This window comes from Budvicia diplopodorum, assembly GCF_009800925.1.
In the GTDB taxonomy this organism is placed as follows: Bacteria; Pseudomonadota; Gammaproteobacteria; order Enterobacterales; family Enterobacteriaceae; genus Budvicia; species Budvicia diplopodorum.
The window spans coordinates 142785-159550 of sequence record NZ_WOYF01000007.1 but is presented as its reverse complement, the minus strand read 5'-3'; the positions used below and the strand labels follow the sequence as shown (position 1 = coordinate 159550).

General features: G+C 49.1%; 14 protein-coding genes, 1 CRISPR repeat array and 1 riboswitch. Of the genes, 1 reads left to right on the top strand and 13 read right to left on the bottom strand.

Going from position 1 to position 16766, the window contains the following annotated elements; translation table 11 throughout:
- Positions 1-76: 76 nt before the first annotated feature.
- From rhlE to moaA, 8 genes are all read right to left on the bottom strand, one after another.
- On the bottom strand, positions 77-1516 hold the full coding sequence (gene rhlE / locus GVI43_RS09340) for an ATP-dependent RNA helicase RhlE (protein WP_159566593.1): 1440 nt from the start codon (positions 1514-1516) through the stop codon (positions 77-79).
- A gap of 289 nt (positions 1517-1805) precedes the next feature.
- On the bottom strand, positions 1806-2510 hold the full coding sequence (locus GVI43_RS09335) for a Bax inhibitor-1/YccA family protein (RefSeq protein WP_159566592.1): 705 nt from the start codon (positions 2508-2510) through the stop codon (positions 1806-1808).
- Between the two features lie 174 nt (positions 2511-2684).
- Entirely contained in the window at positions 2685-3260 is a 576-nt protein-coding gene (locus GVI43_RS09330; RefSeq protein ID WP_159566591.1) for a flavodoxin family protein, read from the bottom strand.
- Positions 3261-3477: 217 nt separating this feature from the next.
- Complete coding sequence (gene moaE, locus GVI43_RS09325) at positions 3478-3939, bottom strand: molybdopterin synthase catalytic subunit MoaE (protein ID WP_159566590.1); 462 nt, start codon at positions 3937-3939, stop codon at positions 3478-3480.
- A gap of 1 nt (position 3940) precedes the next feature.
- Complete coding sequence (gene moaD / locus GVI43_RS09320) at positions 3941-4186, bottom strand: molybdopterin synthase sulfur carrier subunit (protein ID WP_159566589.1); 246 nt, start codon at positions 4184-4186, stop codon at positions 3941-3943.
- Positions 4187-4199: 13 nt separating this feature from the next.
- Entirely contained in the window at positions 4200-4688 is a 489-nt protein-coding gene (gene moaC, locus GVI43_RS09315) for a cyclic pyranopterin monophosphate synthase MoaC (protein ID WP_159566588.1), read from the bottom strand.
- Between the two features lie 14 nt (positions 4689-4702).
- On the bottom strand, positions 4703-5218 hold the full coding sequence (moaB, locus tag GVI43_RS09310; protein WP_159566587.1) for a molybdenum cofactor biosynthesis protein B: 516 nt from the start codon (positions 5216-5218) through the stop codon (positions 4703-4705).
- Between the two features lie 49 nt (positions 5219-5267).
- Positions 5268-6251 carry a GTP 3',8-cyclase MoaA gene (gene moaA, locus GVI43_RS09305; RefSeq protein ID WP_159566586.1) on the bottom strand — a complete coding sequence of 328 codons (984 nt, stop codon included), beginning with the start codon at positions 6249-6251 and terminating at the stop codon, positions 5268-5270.
- Positions 6240-6376, bottom strand: a riboswitch (molybdenum cofactor riboswitch). It overlaps the preceding gene by 12 nt.
- 264 nt (positions 6377-6640) lie before the next feature.
- Here moaA and GVI43_RS09300 point away from each other — a divergent pair.
- The gene (locus GVI43_RS09300) at positions 6641-7552 is read left to right on the top strand and encodes a gluconeogenesis factor YvcK family protein (RefSeq protein WP_159566585.1); all 912 of its coding nucleotides are present in this window, start codon (positions 6641-6643) and stop codon (positions 7550-7552) included.
- Positions 7553-7627: 75 nt separating this feature from the next.
- Here GVI43_RS09300 and GVI43_RS09295 read toward each other — a convergent pair whose 3' ends face one another.
- The 5 genes from GVI43_RS09295 to csy1 all read right to left on the bottom strand — a co-directional run bounded on the left by GVI43_RS09295 (position 7628) and on the right by csy1 (position 16598).
- Complete coding sequence (locus tag GVI43_RS09295; protein WP_159566584.1) at positions 7628-7891, bottom strand: helix-turn-helix domain-containing protein; 264 nt, start codon at positions 7889-7891, stop codon at positions 7628-7630.
- 508 nt (positions 7892-8399) lie between these two features.
- Positions 8400-12508: a CRISPR direct-repeat array (repeat unit 28 nt; unit sequence TTTCTAAGCCGCCTATGCGGCGGTTCAG).
- A gap of 187 nt (positions 12509-12695) precedes the next feature.
- Positions 12696-13298: a type I-F CRISPR-associated endoribonuclease Cas6/Csy4 gene (gene cas6f / locus GVI43_RS09285; RefSeq protein WP_159566582.1), complete on the bottom strand. Its 603-nt coding sequence runs from the start codon at positions 13296-13298 to the stop codon at positions 12696-12698.
- A 4-nt stretch (positions 13299-13302) separates the two neighbouring features.
- Positions 13303-14310, bottom strand: a complete 1008-nt coding sequence (csy3, locus tag GVI43_RS09280; protein ID WP_159566581.1) for a type I-F CRISPR-associated protein Csy3 — start codon at positions 14308-14310, stop codon at positions 13303-13305.
- A 30-nt stretch (positions 14311-14340) separates the two neighbouring features.
- Complete coding sequence (gene csy2 / locus GVI43_RS09275; RefSeq protein ID WP_159566580.1) at positions 14341-15315, bottom strand: type I-F CRISPR-associated protein Csy2; 975 nt, start codon at positions 15313-15315, stop codon at positions 14341-14343.
- The gene (gene csy1, locus GVI43_RS09270) at positions 15312-16598 is read right to left on the bottom strand and encodes a type I-F CRISPR-associated protein Csy1 (protein ID WP_159566579.1); all 1287 of its coding nucleotides are present in this window, start codon (positions 16596-16598) and stop codon (positions 15312-15314) included. The genes csy2 and csy1 overlap by 4 nt, the downstream gene beginning before the upstream one ends.
- Positions 16599-16766 lie beyond the last annotated feature (168 nt).

Sequence of the window (16766 nt, the reverse complement as noted above, 5' to 3'; positions counted from 1 at the left end):
CGGCGCTGACCGCGCCAGATGTAAAAAGCCCGCAATGTGACTGCGGGCTTTTTTATTGAATGCGCCTGAAGCTCAGTTACTCGCCGGTAGTATTCGACCGACGTGAACCTGAATAAGTAGCACGCTTTTGCGAACTGCCATTTTCTGAGCGAGGCTTTGAGCTGCGCGGAGCACCGTTACCAGCGCCACGGCTGTCTGACGATTTACCGCCTTTATTGCCCCACGGACTGCCTTCACTGCGGCCTGCGTTTTGAGCGCCGGATGAAGAACGCGGTGCGCCAGCATTTTGACGACCGCCTTGAGCCGGACGACCACCCTGCCCTTGACGACCGCCGCTCTGGCGACCGTTAACGATCGGTTCAGCTTTAATGCTTGGATCCGGCTCATAGCCCGGCAGTGCGATGCGCTTAATTTCAAACTTCAGCAAACGTTCGATATCCCGCAGCAGTTTATGCTCATCAACGCAAACTAATGAGATCGCCTCGCCGGTGCATTCCGCGCGGCCAGTACGGCCAATACGGTGAACGTAGTCTTCCGGCACGTTAGGCAACTCAAAGTTAACGACGTGTGGAAGATGATCGATATCCAGACCGCGAGCGGCGATATCGGTCGCGACCAGAACGCGGATTTTACCATTTTTGAACTCGTCTAACGCACGGGTACGAGCGCCCTGGCTTTTATTGCCGTGGATCGCAGAAGCCGTAATGCCGTCTTTGTTCAGCTGTTCTGCCAGATGATTTGCGCCGTGTTTAGTGCGGGTAAATACCAGCACCTGCTGCCACTGGCCTTCACCAATCATTTGGGATAACAGTTCCCGCTTGCGTTTACGGTCAACGAAATGAACGCTTTGATCTACCAGTTCAGACGGCGTATTACGCTTTGCCGCTTCAACATAGGCAGGATTGACCAGCATTTTGCTGGCAAGCGCCTTGATGTCGTCGGAGAAGGTTGCGGAAAACATCAGGTTCTGGCGCTTGGCCGGTAACTTAGACAATACGCGACGGATATCATGAATAAAGCCCATATCCAGCATGCGATCGGCTTCGTCCAGCACCAGTATTTCAACGGTAGACAGGTCAACGGCGCGCTGATGCTCTAAGTCGAGTAAACGGCCCGGCGTTGCCACCAGAACGTCTACACCACCGCGCAGCTTGAGCATTTGCGGGTTAATGCTAACGCCGCCAAAAACCACCAGCGAACGCATATTTAAATGCTTGCTGTAGTCACGCACGTTCTCACCGATTTGCGCAGCAAGCTCGCGGGTCGGGGTAAGAATCAGAGCGCGAACCGGACGACGCCCTGAACGCGGCGCAGCCTTTTGGCTATCAAGAATTTGTAATAACGGCAGCGTAAAACCAGCCGTTTTTCCGGTGCCAGTTTGAGCACAGGCCATGAGGTCGCGGCCAGCTAATACCACCGGTATCGCCTGCTGCTGAATAGGGGTTGGATCGCGGTAGCCTTGTTCTTCAACCGCACGCAAAATTTCGGCACTTAAGCCGAGGGAATCAAATGACATAACTAGGAAAACTCCAGTCTCGTCCTGGCAAATCATCTTTCGCAAGATGTGATATTTGCTACGGTCCTGACGAGATAAACATACGAGGTATTACGTTGAGGCATTACCGCGAGGAACATGGCGTAGACCGAAGTACGCCGGATTGTGCGATTATATCAGATCTGGATCACATTCGCCCGTTTATTATCTGTGCAGGTAAAATGCCGATAAAAGGGTTTAAATAATAGTTCAGATAAACCAAGGGCGCGATAATCGCGCCCTTGAAATACAAACTGTATACTGCTGAGTATTAGCGACGATCGCCTAGAATACGCAGTAACATTAAGAACAGGTTGATGAAGTCTAAATACAGCGTTAATGCACCCATAATCGAGTGCTTGCGGTAGTTTTCTCTATCATCAGCCGAGACTTGCTCACCCATAGCCTTCAGCTTTTGCGTGTCATAGGCGGTTAAGCCAACGAACACGATAACGCCGATATAGGTAATCGCCCAATACATCGCGCTGCTTTTCAGGAAGATGTTAACGACAGAGGCAATAATAATACCGATAAGCCCCATCATCATCATGCTGCCTAAACCGGTAAGGTCGCGCTTAGTGGTATATCCGTAAACGCTCATCGCGCCGAAAGTACCGGCCGTCACGACAAAGGTACTACCGATAGAAGCGCCGGTGTATTGCATAAACACCACCGACAGGGTCAGACCGGTTAGCACGGAATACAGCATAAACAGAGTGGTAGCCAGACTTCCGCTAATTCGGTTAACCATTCCAGACAGGAAGAATACCAAACCTAACTGAGCGATAATCAAGCCAAAAAATAAGATGCTATTGGTCAGAATTGCTTCTTGCAGCGCTGAACCATTAACGAACCAAGCGGTAAACGCTGTCAGCAGCAGACCGCAGGACATCCAGCCGTAGACCTGTGCCATAAACGCCTGAATACCCGAACTAGTGGTATATTCTACGTAAGAACCATTGTGACGTGGATCCATTTGAAATGTCCCTCATAAAACGTTTGAACTAAAGAAAATCTGGTGATAAAAACACCTAGACCTTATTTAAGATTACCACAAATTGAGACAATCAATAAAAGAAATAATTTCTTTGTGGTTCAAGTAAATGTCGAAAAAATGAAACTCAAATGTCCCTATAAAATAACGGATAAATTATTTTTCCCAACGCTGGGTCAGCATAGCAACCCGTTGACCAAACAGCCGTGCCGTTTCTAAATCGCCCGGGAGCGGAGCCTCTTCCACCGAAGCGTCTGCCGGTGACACGGTCATTAACCCCGAGAATCCTGCTATATAATTCACATCGTTACGCGTCGCCGCTTTGGTATTCGAAGGCAGCATTCCCATACCAACCCACACGCCGCCGTGCTGCTGCGACAAATGGAACATATAGTCTAACGTGCTGAGCTTATCGCCATTCATACTAGCCGAATTGGTAAAACCGGCAAACAGCTTATCTTTCCATTGCTGCGCTGCCCACGGCTGAGAAGATGCATCACCAAACTTCTTAAACTGCCACGACGGCCCGCTCATGTAGGTTGGGCTACCAAAAATAATGCCATCAGCGGCAGATAAAATTGCCCATGCAGAATCAGGTAAATAACCCTCTGCATCAATAGGAAGCATATCAATATGGGTTCCCGCTATCTCCCTTACCCCTTTGGCTACCGCTTCTGCAGCCTTTGCCGTATGTCCGTATCCGCTGTGATATACCATTGCAACGCGCGTCATTAAAACAACCTCAGTCAAAAATAGTTATTATCGGGGAAAGCGACGCGTCATTAGGCTGAACTAAAGCTATCGCTTTAATTTAACGCTAGATATTGCGTCGGCCCCCTAAAAGTTACCCGAAGATGATAACATTTTCGGCTGCCAATGTTTACCTTGGGGAAGATGAAGGGTACGGCGAGCACCGCTCCCGCCTATGCGGCGGTTTAGTCGAAACTAACTACCAGCGTTCGGCAGCTTGCTTATCGCTATCGCGGGACTCAACCCAGCGGTCGCCCTCTTGCGTTGCTTCGCGCTTCCAGAACGGCGCGCGGGTTTTGAGGTAGTCCATAATGAACTCGGCGGATTCAAAGGCAGAATTCCGGTGGGCGCTGGTTACGCCAACAAACACAATTTCATCGCCGGGAAATAGCTCACCAATGCGATGGATCACGCTAACCCGCTGTAACGGCCAGCGCTCACGGGCTGCATCAATAATTTCGGCTAACGCTTTTTCGGTCATACCGGGATAGTGTTCCAGCGTCAAAGCGCTAACGCTATCGCCCAAGTTATGATTACGCACCTTGCCGGTAAAAGTGACCACTGCGCCGTCGTCATCGCACTGAGATAACCACTGGTATTCGTCGCCAACGCTGAACAAAGCGGCGCTAACGGTAATGCGGGTATTGTGCGTATTGGTCATATTATCCTCCCGTAACCGGAGGGAAAAATGCCACTTCATCGCCGTCAGTAATCGGATGTTCGGCGGTAACCAGCGTCTGATTAACCGCCATCAGTAGCTTATCGGACTCTAATGCCAGCGGCCATTTATTGCCGCGCGTGCATAGCGCCTGACGAAGGGATTCAACCGTCGGATAGCCTGCCGCCACCTCCAGTTGGTCAACGCCGACCAGCTCTCTGACCTGAGCAAAAAAGACAACTTTAATCATGTTATTGTTTTCCTTATACCCGATCGGCATCGGCGTTAAAGTCGCCGGACTTACCGCCGCTTTTGGTCAGCAGCCTGACCGGGCCGATAACCATATCTTTTTGAACCGCCTTACACATATCGTAAATCGTTAGCGCGGCGACTGAGGCCGCCGTCAGCGCTTCCATTTCGACGCCGGTTTTGCCGGTCAAACGACAGCATGACTCAATGCGCACGCGGTTAGTTTCCGGCAGGGCTTCGAGGGAAACTTCCACTTTACTCAGCAATAGCGGATGGCAAAGCGGGATCAGCTCCCAGGTTCTTTTTGCCGCCTGAATACCGGCAATGCGCGCGGTCGCGAACACGTCACCTTTATGGTGGCTACCTTGCATAATCATGGACAGCGTTTCGGCTCTCATTTCAACAAAGGCTTCGGCCCGTGCTTCACGTATCGTTTCAGTTTTTGCCGAAACGTCGACCATGTGGGCTTCACCGGCGGCATTAATGTGGGTTAACTGTGACATTGTTGGCCTTATTTCTATTTCTTACGCATATGGGGAATAAAATTACACGGGCGATGGCTGGCATCGAGCTGCTGCACGATGATTTGCTCCCATGCGGTACGACACGCATTGGTTGAGCCCGGCACGGCAAAAATAACGGTGTGGTTAGCGATACCGGCAACCGCACGCGACTGAAGCGTTGACGTGCCGATATCTTCAAATGAGAGCATTCTGAACAGTTCACCAAAGCCTTCTACTTCCCGGTCAAACAGCGGCAGAATAGCCTCTGGCGTGTTATCACGTGAGGTAAAACCGGTACCGCCGGTAATCACGATGGACTGCACCGTTTCATCGGCAATCCAGCCGGATACGATAGCCCGGATTTGGTAAATATCATCTTTTACAATGCGTTTATCAATCACCTGATGCCCGGCCGCTTTGGCCTCATCGGCCAAATAGTGCCCGGAGGTGTCTTCTGCGTCACCGCGGCTATCGGATACGGTTAATACGGCAATAGATACCGGAGTAAATTCGCTGGCTGCATGTCCCATGGGAACTCCTTAAAATCTTGATGTCGGGCGGCTCTAACAACGTGGCGCATCAACCGCCAATAAATGACAGATTTTGCGTGATACCGCTGTTACCCTGATGCAGAAAATGCATCTGCTTCTTAGTCTGAAGGTTGCCCTGAATCCGCAGTTTTAGCTGTTCCAACTGGCTATCGTCAGTCAGCAAATCGCGCAAAGATATCCCCTGCTCACCGAACAGACACAGGTGCAAATTCCCCACGGCAGAAACCCGCAGGCGGTTGCAGCTTTGACAGAAATCTTTTTCATAAGGCATGATCAGACCGATTTCACCCTGATAGTCAGGGTGACTAAACACCTGAGCTGGCCCATCGCTGCGTGCGCGAATGCGTTGCTGCCAGCCTTTTTCAATTAACTGCTGGCGAATAACCTGACCAGAAACGTGATGTTTGCGAAACAGATCGGTGCCCTCTCCGGTTTCCATCAGTTCAATAAAGCGAAGTTGAATCGGGCGAGGTTTAATCCACGCGAGAAAGGTGTTGAGGCTGCGGTCGTTAACATCGCGCATCAGTACGGTGTTAACCTTAATTTTGCTGAAGCCCGCTTCAAAACCGGCATCGATTCCTTCCATAACCTGGCGGAATTTATCCTGACCGGTAATAGCATGGAACTGATGAGCATCGAGGCTATCAACGCTGACGTTAACCGAGGTGAGCCCGGCGTCTTTCCAGCTTTGAACATCTCTGGCCATGCGATAACCATTGGTCGTCACGGCCAGTGTTTTGATGGCCTGATTTTCACGGATAGCGGCAATAATATCGACAAAATCACGGCGCAGAGAAGGTTCACCGCCGGTCAGGCGTACTTTTTCAGTACCCAGCTCGGCAAAGCCCCTACCGATGCGTTTAATTTCATCAAGGGTCAGAAAACGCTTACTCGCGTTTGGCTTATAGCCATCGGGCAGACAGTAATTACAACGGAAGTTGCAAACGTCTGTAATAGATAAGCGCAAATAATAGAACTTGCGCGCAAAAGCATCGGTCAGTTGCGATACCATAAAACACCTTTCCAAATTCGGGAGGCGCAGGCATTTCTACCTTGCACCCTGGTGACTTAAAGCCACGGCTGTAGCACCGTATCAATGACTGACTTAGGTAATACAGCTCAGAGTTTCATCGAGTTGCCTGATTAGCAGAAAATCTAACAGGCGATGTATCAATACTAATTCTTATTCGTTGTTCTAACCAGAACTAAAACCGCTATATAACTAATTATACAGCACTTATAGCTCTGTTTTAGTATCTCAAAAGATACTTAAAAAACCCTATACTCAGCTTGATATAGGTCAATGTTGACTTACATCAAGCTAAATAACACAGGTTTCGCCTTTTCATTCAAAATCGGTTAACTTATGCCGAAAATTGGGTTCTGCTAAAAAGGAATAACATGCGTAGTCGCACGTTGAACGATCTGGAACATGTTGTCGCTTTAGGCGGCGGTCATGGTTTAGGCCGAGTGATGTCTGCTCTTTCAACCTTAGGTTCCCGGCTTACCGGCATTGTTACCACCACCGATAACGGCGGCTCAACCGGGCGAATTCGCCAGTCCGAAGGTGGCATAGCATGGGGTGATACCCGCAACTGTCTGAATCAGTTGATCACCGAACCGAGCATTGCGTCTACCATGTTTGAATACCGCTTTAGCGGCAACGGTGAGCTGGCCGGCCATAACCTTGGCAATCTGATGCTCAAAGCGCTGGATAACCTCAGCGTTCGCCCGCTGGAAGCGATCAATTTAATCCGTAACCTGCTCAAAATTAATGCCTACCTGCTGCCTATGTCGGAACATCCGGTCGATCTTGCCGCTATCGACAGCGACGGCCATTTGGTTTATGGCGAGGTCAACGTCGACAACCTGAAGCAAATGCCAAAAGAGCTAATGCTTGAGCCGGTAGTGAATGCCACACGGGAAGCGATTCAAGCCATCGAAGAGGCTGAACTGATCTTAGTCGGCCCCGGTAGTTTTATGACCAGCCTGATGCCGCCGCTGTTACTAGGCGACCTTGCTCAAGCGATTGGACGCAGTAAAGCGAAAATTATCTATATTGGCAATTTAGCCAAAGAGCTTAGCCCGGCAGCGGCTTCGCTAACGCTTAAGCAGAAAATGGACATCGTCGAAGAGACCATCAACGGGCGTAAAATCGACGGCGTTATCGTTGGCCCGACAATCAATATTGACGGAATTCACGGTAAAGCGATCGTTCAGCAACCGCTAGAAGCCGATGACGTTCCCTACCGCCACGACCGCGATTTGTTGCGAAAGGCGCTGGAAATAGCGTTACAGCAGTTTGGCCGCTGATCGAGCCTGATTACCGAATCTCAAAAAAGCAATTTAGAAGTGCCCTCTTTGCGAGGGCATTAGCTTAAAACACCGTTAACGCTTGGTTGTATCTTTTCTATTTCTCACCTTAAGCTTTTTAGTAACCGCATCGTAGTACCTACTCGGCCATATCTTGCTCGGGTGAACGTCTATCGCTTCTGCTATCAACCATTCACCTTTCGGCCAAGGACGAATTAATGCGTTGGCCAGCGTAGATGAACTTAGCCCGGCACAGCGGGACACGGCGGCTAACGTTGTACCCTTCTTGCGTAAAGCAGCAATGATATCGGCAGAGTGCCAGTCGGATTGCATCGTCATTTGATATCACCACTTATTTTATAAATAAAATGGTGCAGGATAATGCGAAGAGAAACGGTAAGTAGGTCGGGCTATGAGAGGTTTTAGTCATGGTTAGGTTTCCAGTAGATTTGATGTAACGCCACCACCGGAGGTGCAAATCTCTTTGGTGGTGGCTCAAGCAGGGTTTGCACTACCGGCTCTACTGGATACCGGCCAGCCCGAAGGCTGCCCTACCTGAGACACCGTAGTCACGTAACAAAACAGCCTTATGAGCTGCATTATTTCGGGTGTACAAAGGCAATAACATCACTACACAGCGTAGATGATGAAACCAGTATATATCAGCAGGGTGCAAATCCTGACTGTGGATTTCACCACAGCCCGGCGATTGTATATTAAGAGCTATAGCTAACCAAGGAATGAACATTAGTTTGCGAAGTACATTCCAAAGTTTTTTTATGTTTGAGGTGTAGGCTGCCTGAGCGGCGGTTCAGATATTTCCATTCCTGTTCAAGCCATTGACGCCTTTCTAAGCCGCCTATGCGGCGGTTCAGATCAATCTCATTAATGGACATCAACAATATGGTTTTCTAAGCCGCCTATGCGGCGGTTCAGTGCTCTGGAATGCGCAGGCGTTACGCGTGCTTTTTCTAAGCCGCCTATGCGGCGGTTCAGCGATAGCCAGCGCCGTGGCGGCGGCAGTCATCTTTCTAAGCCGCCTATGCGGCGGTTCAGAAAAAAAGCTGCAGCAGGGCTCTCGCGTCAATTTTCTAAGCCGCCTATGCGGCGGTTCAGTTTATCGCCTGCTCTGTAACTTGATCCGAGTTTTTTCTAAGCCGCCTATGCGGCAGTTCAGTGGTCGTGCCTATGAAATTGATGATTACATCTTTTCTAAGCCGCCTATGCGGCGGTTCAGGAATTATTGCCTTATTTAGCGTGGGCGTTTTCTTTCTAAGCCGCCTATGCGGCGGTTCAGCAATTAGCATTAGCAGGGTTCCGCGTTCTCGTTTTCTAAGCCGCCTATGCGGCGGTTCAGAACAAGAGTTTGTAATATGGGGTGTGAGGGAGTTTCTAAGCCGCCTATGCGGCGGTTCAGCAGTATAGCCATTTTACGTCCCTCTCATAGTATTTCTAAGCCGCCTATGCGGCGGTTCAGGCTGTAGTGCATTTGTAGCTAATTCGCGAATTTTTCTAAGCCGCCTATGCGGCGGTTCAGTCATCATACACCCCCAACAGTTGATACAACACTTTCTAAGCCGCCTATGCGGCGGTTCAGTGCATGGCGGCCGGTGTGCCGCGGTGGGTGAGTTTCTAAGCCGCCTATGCGGCGGTTCAGATTGTTAGGTATTAGTCCTCGACAGGCTGATATTTCTAAGCCGCCTATGCGGCGGTTCAGCCGCCTGTAATGCATTGAGGGTCTGTAATACCTTTCTAAGCCGCCTATGCGGCGGTTCAGAGACGAGTACGAAGCTGGGATAACTCGAACAGTTTCTAAGCCGCCTATGCGGCGGTTCAGAGGGTCTGCTGCGATTGCCATGATTAGTTCATTTTCTAAGCCGCCTATGCGGCGGTTCAGGTTCGTGACGGTTATTGCTGCAAACAGGATACTTTCTAAGCCGCCTATGCGGCGGTTCAGATATAGTGTTGAGGTTTGGGAGGACAACAATTTTTCTAAGCCGCCTATGCGGCGGTTCAGTAAACCCCACCGTAGTCTTTACTCGCCTGATTTTTCTAAGCCGCCTATGCGGCGGTTCAGACTACTCGGGACTTAACTCGCTTTGTTATCTGTTTCTAAGCCGCCTATGCGGCGGTTCAGCAACCACCGACTGTAATATCTTATAGGTGAGTTTTCTAAGCCGCCTATGCGGCGGTTCAGTCGAATATTTTGATAAACAGGTGGTGAAACATTTTCTAAGCCGCCTATGCGGCGGTTCAGCCTGTGCAGCTGCCGAACTTTAGCGTCCCGCATTTCTAAGCCGCCTATGCGGCGGTTCAGGCTAGGTCTAGATTTGGTTTTGATACAGTAGCTTTCTAAGCCGCCTATGCGGCGGTTCAGTAACGCGTAGATAACTGACGACTGTTCGTGACTTTCTAAGCCGCCTATGCGGCGGTTCAGCAAACGAATACGAGGCGGGCATAACGCGCACATTTCTAAGCCGCCTATGCGGCGGTTCAGTCTAATTCATCTAGCCACAGGCTCGTGCGGTATTTCTAAGCCGCCTATGCGGCGGTTCAGTGCGTTGTATGGGCATACGCCTGCCTCTCTGTTTCTAAGCCGCCTATGCGGCGGTTCAGTTCTGTATTTTTGATTAATGCTGCGTACACCCTTTCTAAGCCGCCTATGCGGCGGTTCAGTCAAACTCGCGCGGGTCAATTCTTTCTGTCATTTTCTAAGCCGCCTATGCGGCGGTTCAGATTGTTAGGTTACCACAAAGCCCCTCTGACAATTTCTAAGCCGCCTATGCGGCGGTTCAGCAACCTGGCCATAATTCTGATCGACGCAGCCGTTTCTAAGCCGCCTATGCGGCGGTTCAGAGTGTGCAGTTGATTACTGGCGTCGGAACCTATTTCTAAGCCGCCTATGCGGCGGTTCAGGTTATTACGTGAAACGCCTCAGCGTGTCACAATTTCTAAGCCGCCTATGCGGCGGTTCAGGTAACATTTCACATGCGTGTAGCAGACCGTTGTTTCTAAGCCGCCTATGCGGCGGTTCAGGCAAGCAGGTAGCTAAATTAAACTACGCGCTATTTCTAAGCCGCCTATGCGGCGGTTCAGTAGAGAAACAGGAGTTAATGTTGTGGGGACTATTTCTAAGCCGCCTATGCGGCGGTTCAGTCTAATGTTGGTCTCCGACGGAGTCGGGATGGTTTCTAAGCCGCCTATGCGGCGGTTCAGCAACCCTCTCTCGGCCCCGGCTTAACGTCGTGTTTCTAAGCCGCCTATGCGGCGGTTCAGAGCATGTGCAGAGGTAGGGTAGCCTAGGTCATTTTCTAAGCCGCCTATGCGGCGGTTCAGGATAAAGCACATAAGCACCTGAATGCACATTTTTTCTAAGCCGCCTATGCGGCGGTTCAGAAGTTCTAGTGAGCTACTTAACTTTTACAGATTTTCTAAGCCGCCTATGCGGCGGTTCAGTTACGCAACGCGTTACATGAACTTGCTGACAATTTCTAAGCCGCCTATGCGGCGGTTCAGTTTTAAAATCCTCATTTGTTGTTGATGTACTATTTCTAAGCCGCCTATGCGGCGGTTCAGTTGTCATCTACCCGATGTATTTCATCTTTCTTTTTCTAAGCCGCCTATGCGGCGGTTCAGGTGGTTACCCCCAGAGGGGGAGGGGGTGGGGTTTTCTAAGCCGCCTATGCGGCGGTTCAGACCATCAGCGGGGGTGAGGACGGGGGAGGTGATTTCTAAGCCGCCTATGCGGCGGTTCAGCTGAACGATTCGCACCGCCCGCGCCTCGGACATTTCTAAGCCGCCTATGCGGCGGTTCAGCCAAAACCCTGCAATTCGCTATCCCAAACGCATTTCTAAGCCGCCTATGCGGCGGTTCAGAAACGCCACTTACTGAGAGCGATCGATTTTATTTTCTAAGCCGCCTATGCGGCGGTTCAGCACGGAGTTGTATTTCACCGCGACAAATCTGTTTTCTAAGCCGCCTATGCGGCGGTTCAGCTCATACACCCCAAGAACTTGTGTGAATGACATTTCTAAGCCGCCTATGCGGCGGTTCAGGCACAAGGCTTGGAAGCATACAATGGCAAAGTTTTCTAAGCCGCCTATGCGGCGGTTCAGTTGAGTCTCAATGAGGCAACATATCATAGCTGTTTCTAAGCCGCCTATGCGGCGGTTCAGAGGGCTATAGGATTATGGGATGATGTGTTCACTTTCTAAGCCGCCTATGCGGCGGTTCAGACTACCCACTTACGTCTGGTCTCTCACCTCAATTTCTAAGCCGCCTATGCGGCGGTTCAGGTGTCCAACGTGGCACTACATTTCAATTAAGATTTCTAAGCCGCCTATGCGGCGGTTCAGTGAATTGGCCCGAGGCGTTTACTTATTCTGTTTTTCTAAGCCGCCTATGCGGCGGTTCAGATTCAGCGCGAGCGGCGGCAATACGTCTATTGTTTCTAAGCCGCCTATGCGGCGGTTCAGCTCGATGAGTTGATGGGTGCTAAAATCCGGATTTTCTAAGCCGCCTATGCGGCGGTTCAGGCCGTTCTCTGCCGTGAGTGCCATCGGCATCATTTCTAAGCCGCCTATGCGGCGGTTCAATTTCCGGATATGGGACTTGACAGCACATATCCTTTCTAAGCCGCCTATGCGGCGGTTCAGTAGCAGTGTTATCACGGGCGTTTCCGGATATGTTTCTAAGCCGCCTATGCGGCGGTTCAGATAATGCAAACTATTTCTTGTCCACGACCCGTTTTCTAAGCCGCCTATGCGGCGGTTCAGCTGTGCATGTGCTGTGTATGTGTGTAGTGTGTTTTCTAAGCCGCCTATGCGGCGGTTCAGAACATATCTGAAAAAGCCCTGCTGCTTACTTTTTTCTAAGCCGCCTATGCGGCGGTTCAGGCGTCGGCGGTTACCTCGACCTCAGAGGCACGTTTCTAAGCCGCCTATGCGGCGGTTCAGTAGAAATTTAAACTAAAAACACCCTTGCAGATATTGCTATCTAAGGATAGTTATCAATTTCCGGCTAAAATACCCTTTTCTCAGCGGGTTTCGTAACTTATTGTTTTATATAAGTCAGAATTTATCGTTGAAAAAAGGGTTAGTTAAGTTCATCTCCGCATTATTAAAGAACCAACTCCATTAACGTTTAAAAAATCGGAACGGTGGCGTGGTTGGTTGGGTCGCTTAAACCATATTTTGTGAACTGACCGGTTTTCTCCGGCGTTATTCGTTTATCAATAAAGAGATAAAAATGGTTTTTGTCCATACCCTTTGCCGGTGCCGAGCTATGGCTAATCAGTTGAGCAAACGGATAATTGCAGTTGAGTTTGCCAATAAATCGCGTCAAGCTCTCTTGTGCTTCCTCATTCCATTCACCGCCTGATTTTTTTAGCAGATGCTGGCGTTTGCGTTCAACGTCGCGCGGGCTTTTAGTGTGCTTACGCACAAATACCGCATGATTTTTTACCTGTTCGGGAACGGCTAACACCTCGCTGACCGCGGCATAATCAGTAATACCATCGACGCGTCGAGTGATATCTAATGCGGTCAGAACCTTAGCGGTGCCGTGCAACCGAATACAGGAGCCTAACCCTCCGCCTTGACTATGCTGGTAGCCCGGAAAACTAATGCCAGCATGGTTATTGCCATCAACCAACAGCAGGTGCAGCTGATAAAATAGCTGATTCATTACCAGCGGTGCGGCAATTTCAGGATTAGGTAAAATCTGGATATCAATATAGTGATCCATAATTTTACTCCTTACCGCTTTCACCAAATACGCCGCCGCGGATCAGGATTGCCGCCACGTAATGCTGCTGTTCCAGTTCTGGGGCCGTATCCTTTAAAATCCACCCGTCAAACAGGCTGTAGAAATCGGTTTTAGCCTTTGGCTGGCGGAAAGCGGTTCCCATTGAAGTGACAGCGCCATAGGGTTCAACCGCAATCGGGAACTTAGCGTCCGGATACCAGGTATCGATGGTTCTTAACGCATTACTGATTTTTTGTGAATGCATGGCTGACGCCTCGTCAATGGTATACAGCGTTTTGCTTTTCTTACCTTTGCTGCTGCCCTGATCGAGGATCAGTTCCTGCGATGGATAAACTTCTTGCCCTTTGCCGACGCGGGCAAACGCTTCGATGTGCAGCAAAACAAACCGTTCGCCGGCAAGCCCTTGTTTAATCAGTTGTGTCAGTTTTTCTAACTGGGCGTCAGACCGTTTAAAATCCACCAGCGAATAGGTTTTAGCATCGAAAACCAAATCACTCTGGCCTTCTACTTTCACCACCACCTCAATATTCTCTGCACCCATTCGGTTACGCCATAGGAAGCGAGCGTTGGCAATATTGGTAGCATAGCGTTTGGCTAGCTCATCAAAGCCCACGTTATTGATATAGCTTTGCAGCGTTGCTTCCAGCTGGCTTTGATATTCAGCGCTATTACATACACAAGGCTTACCGGTAAAAGGTAATACCTTTAGGCTCCATTTAACCAATAGCGTGTCATGTTGCTGATTTAACGCAGAGACATCGACGGTTTGCAGGTTAGCTTTTTCAATTTCAGCGTTTAACTTAGCCGAATCGGCAGCAATCGCCGCTTTTAAGCGATTAGAGATGGTACCGCGCACCGATTTTTCACTGTTTGTAATTTTTATCGGCGCGGTGCGATCGTCCCAGTTGGTTTGATAAAACACGCCGTCAGACACGTCGAAGTTACGTTCAAAAGCCAATACTGACGCCGTTTTTAATGTGGTTTTAGACATGGTCGAGCTCCTTGAAAAATTTCAGATTAATTAAAATACGTTTTGTTGGCTTTCATCGCCCTGACGGGACGGAGCCACAAGAAACAGTTGATTATCGAGATCGGTCTGATAACGCCAGAAAATGTTACTAAAGGCAGGCAGGTTATTAACAAAGCGCCACTCGCCGATTGAATAAACCGATTCAACAAAATGGGTCGGGTACTGAGGTGCGCGAATATCGGCAACCTGATTCACCGCAAACTCTGGCGCAATGCCTTTATAGCCAACCGGGATCGGCACCAGCCAGCCGTTTTTGGCCGATGATGTAGTCCAGGCGACTTTCTTTTCTGTCGCGTCTACTTCTTCATCCTTGGATGTTTCAACCTCAGGATGAACATGGATGCCGCATAGATCGATTAAGGCATCCAGCGCGGTGTTATCCGGGTTTTTAGCCTGTAGCTTTGCAGTGTGTTCGTTCAGCGCATCTTGCCTGTCTATCAGTAAAAATGACGGGCTAAGCTCAATTTGAATCGCTGTAACCTTTTTCGGGTCGCCTTTAGGATCGTTGTGTAAGCTTATCGAACGCCGAGCATTACCGATGCTCAACACCGAACCACCCGCCAAGCGCTGCTGCATCATCTGTTGATAAACCGCATCGCAAAATGCCTGCTTTTCTTCGCTGTTCCAGTCGGCGTTGCCGATTACTTCGATAACCAAGCTCAGGCTTAAATGAACGTAGCCTTCCTCAATAATCGATGGAGAACTACCGTCTTTCTTGATCGGATGGCGGGATTGGATAAAGCTCCAGTCAGAGTAACTATTGGGTCTGGAACGTTGAATATCATAGTCATGAGCCGCGATGGCTACGCCGTCTAACGTGACGTTAAATGCAGCTGAGAGCTTACGGCTAAGGGCATGAACCGCGCCGGTAAATGCGGTTATCGCCGGGAAACCGTAGGTTAGCGGGCTGGAAATGCAGTTGGCGTTTTGCACTTTGATTTGCGGTATAACTAAATAGTATTTCATTCAAATACCCCCCAGCCTTCGCGAATGGTTTGCTTAATCAAATCAACCATGTCGTATTTCCATGCTTTCTGTTCGGTATCGGCTAAGTGGATTTGTTTGTTATTGTCGTATGCCTTATTAAGCTGTTGGTTAAGCCACAGGCCAAAATCATGGGCCAGCTCGGTTTTCCAGTCAGTATTTTCCCTCTGCTCGGCCCATTGGGTATCGGTTTCAGCACGCTTTGGGTCTAACCAAAATGCGTGAGCCTCCTTAAGGTTACTACCGTCAGACCAACCACCGTCAAGGCTATGAATCGATTGCCCATACTTTATTAGCGTAGAGAGAATATCCTGAATAATCCGTTGCCGTTTTTCACGAACAGACTTGTTGTTGCGCGATTCATCAATCACTTCGCGGCAAAAGCGCTGAATATCCTTTTTGGCAAAGTAGTTAAATTCGCCGCTGAATATTGACTCCTGCTGCTTCAGCGCGTTGATTCCTTGATAACGGAACTTAGGGGGAAAAGAAGGCAGCAGATAATTGCGGCCGCCGCGTTCTATATTACGCTGGGAAATATTCTGAGGCTTAAACCCACCCAGTTTGATATGAGCAATGTCAGGTAAAAACACATAACCGGTTGAATACCTTTCTTCATTTTTATGTGCCTCTTTGGCTAACTTAACCTCATCGCCAAAACGTATTTCCTTTAAATTTTGATAGACCTGATGAACAAAACTAGTGGGGTAAAGAGGAACAATGTTTCGGTAGTTACCCTGCCGTTGGGCATCATTATTAACCGGCCATAGCAGCTGTTTCATTAACTCATCGGCTTTGGCGTTTTCTGTCGAGCTGTAGGAGATGCTTTTAAACGCGGTCAGGTGCTGTTTCGCTTCCTGAACATCGTTAGAAAGCACCGGTAATAAACGAGGGTCTTCCCGTAATACCAAGTCTAATACCGTGGTATTTTTATCAATTACAACATTTAAGAACTTACAAATGTCGAGAACACCGGTATTACCGGCCACATCCAAAGCGTGTTTGCTCAGGGTTGAAGATCCGATTAAGCCTTCTGGTAACTCAGTAAACTGAGCTTTAATATTGGTCCCTTTACTGTAGGGATGAATTCCTTTTACCGTATGGGTGACAAACTGAACTTTCCCGATCCGCTTTGCTGCATCGGCTATCCATATGTATAACTGATATTCTAGCGTTACATTATCAATTTTCCGCTGAGACTTGGCTTTATCATACTTAGCCTGCAAGAGCTCATTGATAAAAGCATAAACCGCCTGTTGAATCGGCATTCTCACCTCCCTTTGTAATTATTCGTTAAAATGAAAACTGTGATGAACAGTGAATTAAAAATTAATAACTTCAATGTTAATCATTTAACTATTAGAGATAGGACACAAAAAAACCGCCTGAATGGCGGTTTATAGGATTACACTATTATTAATAATTACAAGCAGATA

Coding starts and splice junctions, on each gene's coding strand:
- csy1 (WP_159566579.1), bottom strand. CDS start 16,598: ATGCCGATTCAACAGGCGGTTTATGCTTTTATCAATGAGCTCTTGCAG.
- GVI43_RS09300 (WP_159566585.1), top strand. CDS start 6,641: ATGCGTAGTCGCACGTTGAACGATCTGGAACATGTTGTCGCTTTAGGC.
- csy3 (WP_159566581.1), bottom strand. CDS start 14,310: ATGTCTAAAACCACATTAAAAACGGCGTCAGTATTGGCTTTTGAACGT.
- moaE (WP_159566590.1), bottom strand. CDS start 3,939: ATGACCAATACGCACAATACCCGCATTACCGTTAGCGCCGCTTTGTTC.
- moaD (WP_159566589.1), bottom strand. CDS start 4,186: ATGATTAAAGTTGTCTTTTTTGCTCAGGTCAGAGAGCTGGTCGGCGTT.
- cas6f (WP_159566582.1), bottom strand. CDS start 13,298: ATGGATCACTATATTGATATCCAGATTTTACCTAATCCTGAAATTGCC.
- GVI43_RS09330 (WP_159566591.1), bottom strand. CDS start 3,260: ATGACGCGCGTTGCAATGGTATATCACAGCGGATACGGACATACGGCA.
- moaC (WP_159566588.1), bottom strand. CDS start 4,688: ATGTCACAGTTAACCCACATTAATGCCGCCGGTGAAGCCCACATGGTC.
- GVI43_RS09335 (WP_159566592.1), bottom strand. CDS start 2,510: ATGGATCCACGTCACAATGGTTCTTACGTAGAATATACCACTAGTTCG.
- csy2 (WP_159566580.1), bottom strand. CDS start 15,315: ATGAAATACTATTTAGTTATACCGCAAATCAAAGTGCAAAACGCCAAC.
- GVI43_RS09295 (WP_159566584.1), bottom strand. CDS start 7,891: ATGACGATGCAATCCGACTGGCACTCTGCCGATATCATTGCTGCTTTA.
- moaA (WP_159566586.1), bottom strand. CDS start 6,251: ATGGTATCGCAACTGACCGATGCTTTTGCGCGCAAGTTCTATTATTTG.
- moaB (WP_159566587.1), bottom strand. CDS start 5,218: ATGGGACATGCAGCCAGCGAATTTACTCCGGTATCTATTGCCGTATTA.
- rhlE (WP_159566593.1), bottom strand. CDS start 1,516: ATGTCATTTGATTCCCTCGGCTTAAGTGCCGAAATTTTGCGTGCGGTT.